Raw genomic sequence first — 15244 nt, forward strand, 5'->3', positions numbered from 1 at the left:
ACCTCAGCCGCGCAGCAGGCTCGCCGAGCCATGCTGGAAGGCCAGCCAGGCCGCCTCCGGCGCCAGCGCCTGGCGCTGCCTGGCGGCCAGGGCCGCCGCGCCACACGCATCACAGTGCGCGATGGCATCGGCCCAGGCATCGAGATCGCCAACCGGCAGGTAGCGCCCCGCGCCTTCGAGCTGCTCGCGAAATACCGGCAAGTCACTGCAGATTACCGGCACATCGGCCATCACTGCCTCTTGCACCACCAAACCCAGGCCTTCGGCACGGGACGGCACCAGAAGCCAGTCGAGTGCGTTGTAGAGCTGGCGCAGGTCATCGCGGTAGCCGCACAGGTGCACCCGTTCGCGCAAGCCCAGCGCCTCGACCCGCGCCTGCAGCGCCCCACGCAACGGGCCGTCGCCGATAATTGCCAGATGCAAGTGAGGTTGCAGGGCCGCGCCTTTGGCAAATGCCTCGATCAACATATCGAAACCTTTGCTCTCCACCAGCCGGCCCACGGCGCCAATCACCTGCTCGCTACCTGAGGGCAAGGCCAGCGCCTGTCGCGCCTGCTCCCGGCTCATCAAGGCGTGACGGAAGGTCTCTGGCTCCAGGGCCATACGCAAGGTCTGCACTGGCCGGCCGAGGTCTCGCTCCAGCGATTGCGCGAGGGTATGCGAAACCGCGGCGATGCTCAGGCGCTCGGCAGGCAATGCACTGAGCAGGCGAATGTCGCTGGCCTGCAAGCGGGTGCGCCCATGGAACAGCACTTTCGCCCGCACGCCAGGAAACTTCTGCAGCAATGGCAGCGCCAGGCGTGCAACACCAATGCCATCGAGCAGCAGCACGTCGGCCTGGGCTTCGGTCAGCGCCTTGCGCAGGCGCATGCGCAACCATGGGCGCAGCAGGCGCCACAGATGGCGCCCTTTCAGCGCCCGCTGAGGCATATGCCATTCACGCGTGGAGCCCAGCCCACAACACAGGCCACTGCCCAGCAGCAGCCAGTTGCTGATACGGGCATCGGCACCGGCATTGGACAACACCTGCCGGTGCACCTGGTGGATGGACATGTAGGGCGAACCGCCTGCCCACATCATGTTGACGATGTTCATGGGGTTAGTGCCCCTCTCCCGTGCAAGCCAGGTGGGACAGCGATGTCATTGAACAAAAAAAGATATTCCCAAGCCTACCAAGGCACCCATAACCAGCGTCAATGCCAGCTTTATCCGATCTCTCTGGCGCCGTTTGGCCTTGCGCTGAACCTCTTCGGGCAAGGTTACGTGGCTGCCAAACCCCGTGTGCAAGACTGCATCACCCTCCAGCGATACAGCTGTCAGATTTAACTCAGCATAGCGGCGGGAAAGCGCCTTCTCACCAGAATAGGCGGCAAATGGCGCACAGCGCTGATAATCGCTCAGGCGACGCAAGCCTGGGTTGAGCGAAAACGCCTGCCACTCGGCCTTTTCCGACAACAGAGGGTAGCAAGGCACCCCGGCGATCACCTGGCGATCACCCAGGTGAATGTAAGGGCTGTGGATCGCCAGGTCATGGGCATAGCTGCGCAACCAGACCTGCAACAGGTCGGGGCGCTCGCCCAGTACCGTGCGGGAATCTTCCACGAACCCCTGGCGATAGAACTGCCAGTCATCTTCACAGTGGAAGATGTAAGGCGTCCTGACCCGGCTATAGGCCAGGTCGATGGACGGCAACTGCCCAAGCTTGGGGCGGTTGACGAACACCGTGCAATACGGCTTCCAGTGCTCGGGCACAGCGCCGTGCACGGCATCGTCCCCCGAGTCTTCGGTAATCAATACTTCACGTACAGGCGCGGTGTTAAAGCGATCGAAACTCTCAAGGGTGTCCTTGAGCAGGTCGAATCGGCCGCAGCTGGTCACGACAAGCGTGACATCACTTTCTTCAGAAAAGCGCACCGGACTCCCTCCGCGTTGCGACAATCGACTTCCCGTTCCCGGTCCGTGAGCACGAAAGTTCTTTTGGTTAAATTCCCAACTTCAAGCGCAACCGCTGCCATGCGGACAGGGGTGGGTGCAGCCTCAGTGCCGGGCGCATGTGGTCGACGATGCTACGGCCAACTTCAGCAAAACTGAAACGGGAAACTGCCAAATGGCGCCCGTTTTCTGCAATTTGCCGTGCCAACGCAGGGTCGGCGCGCAACGTTTTCAGCTTTGCCTGCAGGGTCGGAATGCTGTCGTAGAACACCACGTTGTGCATGTCCTGCAGGCCCAGGGCGCGGTTTTCTTCCTCGCCCTGGTCGAATGCCAGCAGCACGCAACCGCAGGCCATGGCTTCGAAATTCTTGATCATGTACTCGCCCATGCCGACATCGGCACTGACGAAAAAGCGGATGCGGTTGAGGGTGTTGCAGTAGTCCTCGCCCGACTTGGTACGGGTCACCACCAGGTTTTCCACCCGCCCCAGCTCGTCCAGCAGCGCCTTGCGCCCGCTGTAGGCGACGCTGTTGGTGCTGCCGACGAAGGCCAGTTCGATGTCGCGCTCGCGGCCCTGGTCGTTGAGCAGCTGCTCATCGTAGCCCTTGGGCACGAAGACCGCATCGAACCCTTCCTGGCGCAGCCGCTCGCTGACCATGTAGCCGGAGCTGATCACCCGCGCCCAGGGCAACTTGCGGTAATGGGCGCTGAACTTGCCGGTGTACTTGCAAGGGATGTAGTTCTGGTAGGCGTCGTGCTCGAGGATGACCAGGTTGGGCACCGTGCGGATGAACGCGACTTGGCGGATTTCCTGCTTGAAGCGCAGGAAGAAGACGATGCGGTCATAACGCTCGACCTGCACTTCACGCTTGAAGTAGCGGCGCAGGTTGCGCTGGTCTTCGCTGGTCAGCCAGCGCAAGTCGCACTCGCAGTTGGCCGCGACGCCGTCGTACAGGCGATCGAGGATGGCCCGCTGTTCCTTCTGCACCAGAAATAGGACTTTCATTGCTTTCCTTTGGCGCTCTGCGCCTTCGCGGTCAACCATCAGCGTTGTTACAGCTCGCGGCGCCAGAACAGTTCATGGCGGCGCACGGCCTTGCGGAAGAATTCGTTCTCGCCGTAGGGCGAAGGCCGCCGCCCAGCCAGCCAGCGCTGCAGCAACCGGCGCAGGCGACGCTTGAACGGCGCCCGGGGCTGCAGGTCGTGCATCATGCCCAGGGCCATGGCCTTGTCGCGCTGGGTCGCCAGGTCCAGCACCAAGGTGCACGGCGCCCAGGCCTGCTCGGCGCTCATTTGCGGCGGCAGGGCCACGCCATCGCCGCTGTCACCCATCGGCCAGCGGTCGTTGTCATGCAGGTGGTTGGCGTAGCAGAGCAGCGTCTGCGGCTGCCACGCCAGGCCCTGCAGGGCCTCCAGCACAGCGGCCTGGGCACAGATATGGTCGGGGTGGGGGTCGAGCTGCGGGTGCGGCATGACCAGCACCTCGGGCTTGGCCATCTCCAGCAGCGCACGCAGGTCGGCCAGCAGGTTGCGCCAGGTCGGCGCGCCATCGCTGTCACCCGGCAACGGGAACGGGTTGAACTGGCGGAACGGGCGAATATCGGCCATGTCCGCTTCGCGGGAGGCGGCCGGGGTATCCGGCGCGGCCTGCATGGCAGGCAGCTGCAGGCAGAAATAGCCCAGCTGCAGGCAATGCGCTTCCGGCACCCCGGCCCAGCGTGGCACGGCAATGCTGTCCCAGGCACGCAGGCGGCCCTTGAGGCGGGCGGCCTCGGCCTTGGCCAAGCCCATCTGCTGATAATGCTGGGCCTCGATCTCGCCAGCGGTCAGGGTCACCACCCAGGTTTCGTCTGCCTGGCTGTACAAGCCGTAGGCCGCCAGTTCCGCATCATCAGCATGCGGCGCAATCACCATCACCCGGCGCCGTTGCAGCTCGACACTGGGCGTTACCCACAGGCGCGGCTCGCCCAGCACGCGGCAATGACGCCCACGCACCCGCAGCGTACCCGCCTGCAGCGGTGTGGCCAGCCCGGTCAGGTTGAGAAAGCGCACCCCATCCACGCCCCGCTCGAACGCCTGGCTGTCGCTGCCCGAATCGGCCAGCAGCTCGACGCGCGGGTCGAGAAAACGCCCCAGCCAGCCGCTTTTTACCCGCACTTCGAGAATCAGCGTTTCATCGCCTTGCAGTAGCGTATCGGCCTTGAGCAGCCCGCCACGCCAGGTGACGGCGCCTTCACGGGTGTGCTCGCCAAAGCGGTAGGCATAGTCTTCGTTCGGTGCATAGAACAGGTGATCGGCGAACCAGGCCTCGTGCGCGGCCCACAGCAGTGGCAGCAGCAACAGCGGCAGCCACCACCAGGCGAACACGCCCAGGCACACCAGCGCGACCAGGCCAGCCAGCAGGCCCAGGCGCTTGTTGCGCCGGTGGCGCTTGAGCAACTGCTGCTTGCGACTCACGCCTGGTACACCGGCACGGGGTTGCACCAGCGGTCCTTGTACTCGCGGTCGGCACGACCGAACGAGAACCGCAGCGGCTTGTTGCGCGCCCGGGCATCTTCCCAGGCAGCCTGGGTGTTGAGGAAACTCAGCACGCTGCCGGGGCTGAACGCCTTGGTTTCAGGGTCGACGCCGCCGTTGACGTATTCGACGCTGACCCATTCCGGCGCCTCGACCCGATACACCAGTTGAATGGCGATGGGCTTGTCGTCGAGCATCAGCACCGAGCCGATCAGCAGCTCGCGCAAGCGCTCGATCACCTCGGCCATGCGCTCGGCGCCAGTGGCCGGGAAATTCCAGCGGCGCTGGAACAGGTCCAGGTACATGGCCGCGATCTCGCTGGCGCTGAACTCGCTGATCGGGCGCACCACGCCACCCGCCTCTTCCAGCAGGCGCAACTCGCGGCGCTGGTTGTAGCGGAATTTCTTCGACAGGTCTTCAGGCGCCCTGGCCATGGCCAGTTGCTCCTTCTGCGCCTTGAGGCCAGTGAAGCGCCCCTGGCTCAGTTCGGACAGATAGCGCCCGGCATGGCGCAAAGGCGCCGCAGCATCGGCGGCGGCCGGCAGCAGGATCTCGGCATTGCCCAGGTCGAACAGGCCCTTCTTGCCCGCGCGCTTGAGCACCTCCTTGGACAGCGCCAGGTGACGCCCCCAGGCAGGAATGGCCGCCTTCAGCTCGCCCGCCTGGTGCCAGCCCAGGTAACGCACGGGGATCTGCGCCAGCTCAGCGAGCTGTTCGATCACCAGCGGATGCGTCGCCACACTGCCGCCGAAGCGCGCCCAGGCCTGGGCATAAGTGGCGGCATCGATGACCTGCCAGCCGCGCTCGCGAAACGCTTGAATATGATTGAGCATCACGCCTTCGCCACCAACGCACGTACCTGCGGCAATTGCCAGAAGGCCTCGCGCACCGCCTGGTCGGAAAACCGCTGCTGCAGGCGTTGCAGCATGTGCATGGCGCACGCCTCGCGCTGCTGCGCATCGAGCTGGGCCATGTGCTGCAGGCCCTGGGCCAGCTGCCCGGCGTCGCCGAGCGGGAACAGCATGCCCACGCCCTCGACCACCTCGCGTGCGCCACCGCAGGCCGTGGCCAGCACCGGCACGCCGGCGACCATGGCTTCGAGCAGGACCATGCCGAACGGCTCATGGTCGGAGCTCAGGGCGAACACGTCGAATGCCTGGAAATAGCGGCGCGCATCGGGTACCTGGCCAAGGAAGTCGACCTGCCCGGCGATACCCAGCTCTGCGGCCTGTGCCTTGAGCTTGTCTTCCAGGCGGCCTTTGCCAAGGATGGCCAGGCGTGCGCCAGCCGGCAGCATCGGCAGCGCCTGGGCAAAGCCACGCAGCAAGGTGGCCTGGTCCTTGTCCGGGTGCAGGCGCCCGACGTTACCCACCACCCACGCCTGCGCATCCAGCCCGAGCGCCTCGCGCGCTTCGGCGCGAGGCACCAGGGCCGCTTCCAGGGCCTGGATGTCGATGCGGTTGTACAGGGTCTGGATGCGCTCGGCAGGCCACTGCGCCAAGCAGCGGCGCATGTCGTCACGCACCGCATCCGACACGCCGAGCAGGCTCAAACGTTTGCTGAACAGGTTGGCGAACAGCCGCCGCCCCTTGCGCTGATAGTCGCCGAAGGCATGGTGCACGCCAATCACCGGCAGGCCAGTCGCCAGCAACGTTATATAGATCGGCTTGAAGCGGTGGGCGATGCAGAAGCTGAAATCGCGCTCGGCAGCAATGCGCCGCAAGGCGCGGATGGCGCCGAGCTTCAGGCCGCGCACGGCCTTGGAGCTGAATTCCAGGAACAGCACCTCGTCCGACGCGCAACCGGCCGCGACCTGCGGGTCGCGGGCGCCGGTGAGAAAGACCGTGGTGACCTTGTAGCCGCTGCCCTGGAACAGGCTGGCGTACTGACGGGCGCAGTCGAGGAACGGCCCGTCATAGCCATGGCAGAACTGCAGCACACGCGGTTCAGAGCGGCTGGTCATACGCGGCCGCGCCGTCCTTGACGACCAGGATGTCTTCCATGATCAGGTACTGCAGGTCCGAACCGAAGAACATGTTCAGGGCATCGGTCGGCGAGCAGATCATCGGCTCGCCGCGGCGGTTCAGCGAAGTGTTCAGCGACACGCCGTTGCCGGTCAGGTCCTCCAGCGCCTTCATCATGTCGTAGTAGCGCGGGTTGTACTCGCGCTTGAGCACCTGGGCTCGCGACGTGCCGTCCTCGTGCACCACTTCCGGTACGCGGGTCTTCCACTCTTCAGCCACTTCGAAGGTGAAGGTCATGAACGGCGCCGGATGGTCGACCTTGATCATCTGCGGCGCGACGGTGTCGAGCATCGACGGGCAGAAGGGTCTCCAGCGCTCGCGGAACTTGATCTGGTGGTTGATGCGGTCGGCCACGCCTTCGACGCTCGGGCAGCCGATGATCGAACGACCACCCAGCGCACGCGGGCCGAACTCCATGCGGCCCTGGAACCAGGCCACCGGGTTGCCGTCGACCATGATCTTGGCGATCTGCTGCGGCATGTTGTCGAGCTTGCGCCATTTCGGCTGGTTCGGGTGACGTGCGCAGGCGGCGATCACGTCCTCGTTGGAGTAAGACGGGCCGAGGTAGACGTGTTCCATCTTCTCGACCGGCACGCCACGGGCGTGGGACACATAGGCAGCGGCACCCACAGCGGTACCGGCGTCGCCGGAAGCCGGCTGGACGAACAGTTCCTTCACGTCGGGACGGGCGATGATCTTCTGGTTGAGCTTGACGTTCAGCGCGCAGCCGCCGGCGAAGGCCAGCTTGCCGGTTTCACGCAGGGTGTCGCCCAGGTAGTGGTCGATCATCTGCAGCGCCAGCTTCTCGAACAGCGCCTGCATGCTGGCCGCATAGTGGATGTACGGCTCGTCGGCGATGTCGCCTTCGCGCTTGGGGCCCAGCCATTCGATCAGCTTGGGCGAGAAGTAGAAGCCCTTGCCCTTCTCTTTATAGCGGCGCAGGCCGATCACGTTGGCGTATTCGGTGTTGATCACCAGCTCGCCGTTCTCGAAGCTGGCCAGGCGCGAAAAGTCATATTTGCTGGCATCGCCATACGGCGCCATGCCCATGACCTTGAACTCGCCATCGAGCATCTCGAAGCCGAGGAATTCGGTGATCGCGCCATACAGGCCGCCCAGCGAATCCGGGTCGAAGAATTCCTTGATCTTGTGGATCTTGCCGTTTTCGCCGTAGCCGAAGAAGGTCGTGGCGTACTCGCCCTTGCCGTCGATGCCGAGGATCGCGGTCTTTTCCTTGAAGCCCGAGCAGTGGTAGGCGCTGGAGGCGTGGGCCAGGTGGTGCTCGACCGGCTCGATCTTGACCTTTTTCGGGTCGAAGCCCAGTTGCTCCAGGCACCAGACGATCTTCTTGCGGTAGCGCTTGTAGCGGCGGTTGCCCATCAGGATGGCGTCGAGGGCGCGGTCCGGGGCGTACCAGTAACGCTTGGCATAGTGCCAGCGGGCCTTGCCGAACAGGCTGATCGGCGCGAACGGGATGGCGACCACGTCGACATCGGACGGTTTGATGCCCGCCTGCTCCAGGCAGAACTTCGCCGACTCGTAAGGCATGCGGTTCTTCGCATGCTTGTCACGCACGAAGCGCTCTTCTTCGGCGGCGGCAATCAGCTTGCCGTCGATGTACAGGGCCGCGGAAGGGTCATGGCTAAGGGCGCCGGACAGGCCAAGAATCGTCAATGCCAAGGGTTTAGCCTCTTCATTCGGTAGAGATGCGCCAGCGGCCTCGTGGGCGGGTGGCGGCTAAAGGGCGAGATTATAACGCAAACAAGTACGACACACCGCCCCCTTGTAGGAGCGGCCTTGTGTCGCGAAAGGGGCGCGCAGCGGCCCCAGTTTTTAGCAGCAACGCGGAAAATGTCGGGGCCGCTTCGCAGCCCTTTCGCGACACAAGGCCGCTCCTACAGAGGGATGCCGCCGCAGGTCACTCGGCGATCAGCCAGTCCATCCGGTAGCTACCCGCCGTCTGTGCCAATTCCTTGGCCAGCCACGGCAGCAGCTCCTTGAGTTCGTCTTCCAGGCCCCATGGCGGGTTGGCGATGGCCAGGCCCGAGCCGTTCAGGCCCTGCGGGCTGTCCTGGTGATGCACATAGAGCTCGACCCGCAGCAGCTTGGGCGCGCCCGTGCTGGTCAGGTCCTGGTAGAAGCGGGTCAGCGAGCGCTGGTCCTTGATCGGGTACCAGATCGCCGCGACCGTCTGGCGCATGCGGCCGATCGCCTCTTTCATCGAGGTGGTGCAGCGCTTGAGCTCATCGGCCTGCTCGAAAGGCGGGTCGATCAGCATGATCGCGCGCTTCTCCGGCACCGGCAGCAGCGCCCGCGGCACGTGCCAGCCCTCGCCCAGATGGACCACCACGCGGGGGTCCTTCTTCATGTTTTCCTTGAGCAGCGGGCCGTCTTCGGGGTGCTTCTCGTTGAGCAGCGCACGGTCCTGCTGGCGCATCAGGCGGCGCGCCAGCTCCGGCGAACCCGGGTAGTAGCGCAGCTCGCCATCGGCATTCAGGCGCTTGATGATGCGCAGGTAGTCGGCAGCCATCGCCGGCAGGTCATCACGGTTCCACAGGCGCGCGACACCTTCGAGGTATTCACCGGTACGGGTCGCCTGGTCGCCCTGCAGGTCATACAGACCGAGGCCGGCATGGGTGTCGATATAGGCGAACGGCTGCTCCTTGCGCGACATCAGGGCGATGAGGCGGGTCAGCACGATGTGCTTGAGGACGTCGGCGTGGTTGCCGGCGTGGAAGGCGTGACGATAGTTCATGGAAACTCCTGCGGGGGCGGCAAGTTTACCTCGCCTTGCGCACGGAGTCAGGCCTGGCTGTCGATCGGCGCCGCCGCCATCGCCGGCAAGCCGGCTCCCACACGTTGAGCGCTACCCTCAAGAGCAGCGCCATACCTGTAGGAGCCGGCTTGCCGGCGATGGCGCCAGGCCAATCACCACGCGTTACTTGTCGGCGTGATAGGCCGCATCGGCCGTTTCAAAGCGCGCGACCATGCCCTTGGACGGGCTGCCCAGCTTGCTCACCAGCACGATGGCGATGCTGGCGAACAGGAAGCCCGGGATGATTTCGTACAGCCCGAGGGTGTCGAATTTCTTCCACAGGATGACGGTCAGCGCACCCACCACGATGCCAGCCAGCGCACCGTTACGGGTCATGCCCTTCCACAGTACCGAAATCAGCACCACCGGGCCGAAGGCGGCACCAAAGCCGGCCCAGGCGTAGGCCACCAGGCCCAGCACGCGGTTTTCCGGGTTGGCGGCCATGGCGATGGCGATCAGCGCCACGGCCAGCACCATCAGGCGGCCGACCCACACCAGCTCGCGCTGGGAGGCATTCTTGCGCAGGAACGACTTGTAGAAGTCTTCGGTCAGGGCGCTGGAGCACACCAGCAGCTGGCAGCTCAAGGTGCTCATCACCGCCGCCAGGATGGCCGACAGCAGCACACCGGCGATCCATGGGTTGAACAGGATCTTTGCCAGCTCGATGAACACGCGCTCATGGTTCTCGGTGACCGGGCCTGCCAGCTCGGGGTGCGCGGAGAAGTAGGCGATGCCGAAGAAGCCCACGGCGCAGGTGCCGCCCAGGCACAGGATCATCCAGGTCATGGAGATGCGGCGGGCGTTGGCGATCGACTTGACCGAATCGGCGGCCATGAAGCGCGCCAGGATGTGCGGCTGGCCGAAGTAGCCCAGGCCCCAGCCCATCAGCGAGATGATGCCGATGAAGGTCGCGCCCTTGAACATGTCGAAGTTGGCAGGGTTCTGCGCCTCGATGGCGAGGAAGGTGGTGTCGATGCCGCCGGTGGAGATCAGCACGATGATTGGCGTCAGGATCAGCGCGAAGATCATCAGCGAGGCCTGCACGGTATCGGTCCAGCTCACCGCCAGGAAACCGCCGACGAAGGTGTAGGCGATGGTCGCCGCGGCACCCGCCCACAGTGCGGTCTCGTAAGGCATGCCGAAGGTGCTCTCGAACAGACGGGCACCGGCGACGATGCCGGAGGCGCAGTAGATGGTGAAGAACACCAGGATGACGATGGCCGAGATGATCCGCAGCAGGCCGCTGGCATCTTCGAAGCGGCTGGAGAAGTAGTCCGGCAGGGTCAGTGCATCGCCGTTGTGCTCGGTCTGCACGCGCAGGCGGCCGGCAACGAACAGCCAGTTGAGGTAGGCACCGACCGTCAGGCCGATGGCGATCCAGGCCTCGGACAGGCCGGAGAAGTAGATGGCGCCCGGCAGGCCCATCAGCAGCCAGCCACTCATGTCGGAGGCGCCCGCGGAAAGCGCGGTGACCACGCTGCCCAGGCTGCGTCCGCCGAGGATGTAGTCGGAAAGGTTGTTGGTGGAGCGATAGGCGGCGAAGCCGATCAGCACCATTGCCGCGATGTAGACCACGAAAGTGATCGTTAGTGGATTGCCCATGCGTGTGCCCTGGCGTTTGTTTTTATCTCATGCGCACCCGTAAGCGAGACGGTTGCACCCAGGCCGCGAATCCTATGCAACAACGCAAAGTAGGTGCAACCATTTTTCATTTGCAAGTTGCACCCGGCCGTGCATTTTCAGCTCAAGTGGCTTTTTTGCTCCCTTTTGGTGCGATAAGCGGGTTTTTCAGCAGAAAAACTGCGGCAAAAGTCAGTTTTTTACCTGCCGAAAATAGCAGCGGACGAGTTGCACCTTTTACACAAAAAATTCGGGTTGCACCTGGTTGCACCCGAATTGTCCTACAGATACTCTTGACGCCAGCTTAGGCCACGACCGATGGCCAATAATGAGGATAAGAAATGGCGACGACCACCCTTGGGGTCAAACTTGACGACCCGACCCGCGAGCGACTCAAGGCCGCTGCGCAGTCCATCGACCGCACGCCGCACTGGTTGATCAAGCAAGCGATCTTCAATTACCTGGAGAAGCTCGAGGGTGGTGCCACCCTGACCGAACTCAACGGTCATGCCAGCAATGCCGCCGACGATGCCGGCGAAGTCCAGGCCGAACACAGCCATCAGTGCTTCCTGGAATTTGCCGAAAGCATCCTTCCGCAATCGGTGCTGCGCTCGGCGATCACTGCCGCCTACCGCCGCCCCGAGCAGGAAGTGGTACCGATGCTGCTGGAGCAGGCGCGCCTGAGCGCACCGCTGGCAGAGGCCACCAACAAGATGGCGGCGGGCCTTGCCGAAAAATTGCGTAACCAGAAGAGCGCCGGTGGCCGTGCAGGCATCGTTCAGGGCCTGCTGCAGGAATTTTCGCTGTCGTCCCAGGAGGGCGTGGCCCTGATGTGCCTGGCCGAAGCCCTGCTGCGCATCCCCGACAAAGGCACCCGTGACGCGCTGATCCGCGACAAGATCAGCACCGGCAACTGGCAGCCGCACCTGGGCAACAGCCCGTCGCTGTTCGTCAACGCCGCTACCTGGGGCCTGCTGCTGACCGGCAAGCTGGTTTCCACCCACAACGAATCCGGCCTCACCTCCTCGCTCACCCGCATCATCGGCAAGAGCGGCGAGCCGATGATTCGCAAGGGCGTCGACATGGCCATGCGCCTGATGGGCGAGCAGTTCGTCACCGGCGAAACCATCGCCGAAGCCCTGGCCAATGCCAGCCGCTTCGAAGCCAAGGGCTTCCGCTATTCCTACGACATGCTCGGCGAAGCCGCACTGACCGAGCACGACGCCCAGAAGTACCTGGCCTCCTACGAGCAGGCGATCCACTCGATCGGCAAGGCCTCCCATGGCCGTGGCATCTATGAAGGCCCGGGCATCTCGATCAAGCTGTCGGCACTGCACCCGCGCTACAGCCGCGCCCAGTACGAGCGCGTGATGGAAGAGCTGTACCCACGCCTGCTGGCGTTGACCCTGCTGGCCAAGCAGTACGACATCGGCCTGAACATCGACGCCGAAGAAGCCGACCGCCTGGAGCTGTCCCTCGACCTGCTCGAGCGCCTGTGCTTCGAGCCTTCGCTGGCCGGCTGGAACGGTATCGGCTTCGTCATCCAGGCCTACCAGAAGCGCTGCCCGTATGTGATCGACTACGTCATCGACCTGGCCAAGCGCAGCCGCCACCGCCTGATGATCCGCCTGGTGAAAGGCGCCTACTGGGACAGCGAGATCAAGCGCGCCCAGGTCGATGGCCTGGAAGGCTACCCGGTGTATACCCGCAAGGTGTACACCGACGTTTCCTACGTTGCCTGTGCACGCAAACTGCTGGCGGTACCAGAATCCATCTACCCGCAGTTCGCCACCCACAACGCCCACACCCTGTCGGCCATCTACCACATCGCCGGCCAGAACTATTACCCAGGCCAGTACGAATTCCAGTGCCTGCACGGCATGGGCGAGCCGCTGTACGAACAAGTGGTGGGCAAGGTTTCCGAAGGCAAGCTGAACCGGCCGTGCCGCGTGTACGCACCGGTCGGCACCCACGAAACCCTGCTGGCCTACCTGGTTCGTCGCCTGCTGGAAAACGGCGCCAACACCTCGTTCGTCAACCGCATCGCCGACCACTCGATCTCCATCCAGGAACTGGTCGCCGACCCGGTCGCCAGCATCGAGCGCATGGGCACCCAGGAAGGCAGCATCGGCTTGCCGCACCCGCGCATCCCCCTGCCGCGCGACCTGTACGGCAGCGAGCGGGCCAACTCGGCCGGCATCGACATGGCCAACGAACACCGCCTGGCATCGCTGTCCTGCGCCATGCTGGCCACCGCCAACAACGCCTGGAAAGCCGCCCCGCTGCTGGCCTGCGCCGCCAGCGAGGCCGCTGCCGTGCCAGTGCTGAACCCGGCCGACCAGCGTGATGTGGTGGGCCACGTGCAGGAAGCCACGGTCGCCGACGTCGACAACGCCATCCAGTGCGCGCTGAATGCCGCACCGATCTGGCAGGCCACCCCGCCGGCCGAGCGCGCCGCGATTCTCGAGCGCACCGCCGACCTGATGGAAGCCGAGATCCAGCCGCTGATGGGCCTGCTCATCCGCGAGGCCGGCAAGACCTTCGCCAATGCCATCGCCGAAGTGCGCGAAGCGGTGGACTTCCTGCGCTACTACGCCGTGCAGGCCCGCCACGACTTCAGCAACGACGCCCACCGCCCACTGGGCCCGGTGGTGTGCATCAGCCCGTGGAACTTCCCGCTGGCGATCTTCACCGGCCAGGTGGCCGCGGCCCTGGCCGCCGGCAACCCGGTGCTGGCCAAGCCGGCCGAACAAACCCCGCTGATCGCTGCCCAGGCCGTGCGCCTGCTGCTCGAAGCCGGCATCCCGCAAGGCGTGCTGCAACTGCTGCCAGGGCGCGGCGAAACCGTCGGTGCCGGCCTGGTCGGCGACGAACGGGTCAAGGGCGTGATGTTCACCGGCTCCACCGAAGTGGCGCGCCTGCTGCAGCGCAATGTCGCCGGGCGCCTGGACAACCAGGGCCGGCCGATCCCGCTGATCGCCGAAACCGGCGGGCAGAACGCGATGATCGTCGACTCCTCGGCGCTGACCGAGCAGGTGGTGATCGACGTGGTGTCCTCGGCCTTCGACAGTGCCGGCCAGCGTTGCTCGGCCCTGCGCGTACTGTGCCTGCAGGAAGACTCCGCCGACCGCGTGATCGAGATGCTCAAGGGCGCCATGGCCGAAAGCCGCCTGGGCAACCCCGACCGCCTGGCCGTGGACATCGGCCCGGTGATCGACGCCGAGGCCAAGGCCGGCATCGAGAAGCACATCCAGGGCATGCGCGAGAAAGGCCGCGCGGTCTACCAGGTGGCCATCGCCGATGCGGCCGAGGTCAAGCGCGGCACCTTCGTCATGCCGACCCTGATCGAGCTGGAAAGCTTCGACGAGCTCAAGCGCGAGATCTTCGGCCCGGTGCTGCACGTGGTGCGCTACAACCGCCGCAACCTCGACCAGCTGATCGAGCAGATCAACGACTCCGGCTACGGCCTGACCCTCGGCGTGCACACCCGCATCGACGAGACCATCGCCAAGGTGGTGGAGCACGCCAACGCCGGCAACATGTACGTCAACCGCAACATCGTTGGCGCCGTGGTGGGCGTGCAGCCGTTCGGCGGTGAAGGCCTGTCCGGCACCGGCCCGAAAGCCGGCGGCCCGCTGTACCTGTACCGCCTGCTGTCGACCCGCCCGGCCGACGCGATTGGCCGCCACTTCCAGCAGCAGGACGGCGACGGCAAGCCGGACCGCACCCTGCACGAGCAACTGATCAAGCCGCTGCACAGCCTCAAGGCCTGGGCCCAGGGCAACCAGCAAGCCGACCTGGTCGCGCTGTGCGAGCAGTTCGCCAGCCAGTCGCAAAGCGGCATCGCCCGCCTGCTGCCTGGCCCGACCGGCGAGCGCAACAGCTACACTATTCTGCCGCGCGAGCATGTGCTGTGCCTGGCCGACAACGAGGCTGACCTGCTCGCGCAGTTTGCCGCGGTGCTGGCAGTCGGCAGCTCGGCGGTGTGGGTGGATGACGAACCAGGCAAAGCCCTGCGCGGCCGCCTGCCGAAGGAGCTGCAGGCCAAGGTCAAGCTGGTGGCGGACTGGAACAAGGATGAAGTGGCGTTCGATGCCGTGATCCACCATGGCGACTCGGACCAGCTGCGAGGCGTTTGCCAGCAGGTGGCCAAGCGTGCCGGGGCGATCGTTGGCGTGCACGGGCTGTCCAGCGGTGATCACCAGATTGCGCTGGAGCGCTTGGTGATTGAGCGGGCGGTGAGCGTGAACACCGCTGCGGCGGGGGGCAACGCCAGCTTGATGACCATTGGCTGAGGCTGAGGGTTGGTGGTGAAGAAGGAGAGCTTAGGCTCTCC

At 64.8% G+C, this 15244-nt stretch carries 11 protein-coding genes; 2 read left to right on the forward strand and 9 right to left on the reverse strand.

The genetic code is table 11. The annotated features are described in order from the left end of the window. Positions 1 to 3: 3 nt before the first annotated feature. From L6D75_RS10680 to putP, 9 genes are all read right to left on the reverse strand, one after another. Positions 4 to 1095, reverse strand: a complete 1092-nt coding sequence (locus L6D75_RS10680; protein WP_176516148.1) for a glycosyltransferase — start codon at positions 1093 to 1095, stop codon at positions 4 to 6. A 45-nt stretch (positions 1096 to 1140) separates the two neighbouring features. Continuing rightward, positions 1141 to 1914 carry a glycosyltransferase family 2 protein gene (locus L6D75_RS10685; protein WP_176516150.1) on the reverse strand — a complete coding sequence of 258 codons (774 nt, stop codon included), beginning with the start codon at positions 1912 to 1914 and terminating at the stop codon, positions 1141 to 1143. A 67-nt stretch (positions 1915 to 1981) separates the two neighbouring features. Next, complete coding sequence (locus L6D75_RS10690) at positions 1982 to 2938, reverse strand: glycosyltransferase family protein (RefSeq protein WP_176516152.1); 957 nt, start codon at positions 2936 to 2938, stop codon at positions 1982 to 1984. Between the two features lie 47 nt (positions 2939 to 2985). Beyond that, positions 2986 to 4389 (reverse strand): PIG-L deacetylase family protein, encoded by a 1404-nt coding sequence (locus L6D75_RS10695; protein ID WP_176516154.1) that lies wholly within the window; start codon positions 4387 to 4389, stop codon positions 2986 to 2988. After that, positions 4386 to 5282, reverse strand: a complete 897-nt coding sequence (locus L6D75_RS10700) for an antimicrobial resistance protein Mig-14 (protein WP_176516156.1) — start codon at positions 5280 to 5282, stop codon at positions 4386 to 4388. The genes L6D75_RS10695 and L6D75_RS10700 overlap by 4 nt, the downstream gene beginning before the upstream one ends. Continuing rightward, positions 5282 to 6412 carry a glycosyltransferase gene (locus L6D75_RS10705; protein ID WP_176516158.1) on the reverse strand — a complete coding sequence of 377 codons (1131 nt, stop codon included), beginning with the start codon at positions 6410 to 6412 and terminating at the stop codon, positions 5282 to 5284. Before L6D75_RS10705 ends, L6D75_RS10700 begins: the two co-directional genes overlap by 1 nt. Then, positions 6396 to 8153, reverse strand: a complete 1758-nt coding sequence (locus L6D75_RS10710) for a carbamoyltransferase family protein (RefSeq protein WP_176516160.1) — start codon at positions 8151 to 8153, stop codon at positions 6396 to 6398. The genes L6D75_RS10705 and L6D75_RS10710 overlap by 17 nt, the downstream gene beginning before the upstream one ends. A 238-nt stretch (positions 8154 to 8391) precedes the next feature. Then, positions 8392 to 9228 (reverse strand): 23S rRNA (adenine(2030)-N(6))-methyltransferase RlmJ, encoded by an 837-nt coding sequence (locus L6D75_RS10715; RefSeq protein WP_016395292.1) that lies wholly within the window; start codon positions 9226 to 9228, stop codon positions 8392 to 8394. A 183-nt stretch (positions 9229 to 9411) separates the two neighbouring features. Then, a complete protein-coding gene (putP, locus tag L6D75_RS10720) occupies positions 9412 to 10890 on the reverse strand; it encodes a sodium/proline symporter PutP (RefSeq protein WP_176518139.1) in 1479 nt (492 codons plus the stop codon). 74 nt (positions 10891 to 10964) lie between these two features. Between putP and L6D75_RS10725 the strand changes: the two genes are divergently transcribed. Continuing rightward, positions 10965 to 11216, forward strand: coding sequence for a hypothetical protein (locus L6D75_RS10725; RefSeq protein ID WP_176518138.1), 252 nt, complete (start codon positions 10965 to 10967; stop codon positions 11214 to 11216). A gap of 33 nt (positions 11217 to 11249) precedes the next feature. After that, complete coding sequence (gene putA / locus L6D75_RS10730) at positions 11250 to 15203, forward strand: trifunctional transcriptional regulator/proline dehydrogenase/L-glutamate gamma-semialdehyde dehydrogenase (protein WP_176518137.1); 3954 nt, start codon at positions 11250 to 11252, stop codon at positions 15201 to 15203. Positions 15204 to 15244 lie beyond the last annotated feature (41 nt).

Origin of the sequence: Pseudomonas faucium, from assembly GCF_021602585.1 — a bacterium.
Classification (GTDB): domain Bacteria; phylum Pseudomonadota; class Gammaproteobacteria; order Pseudomonadales; family Pseudomonadaceae; genus Aquipseudomonas; species Aquipseudomonas faucium.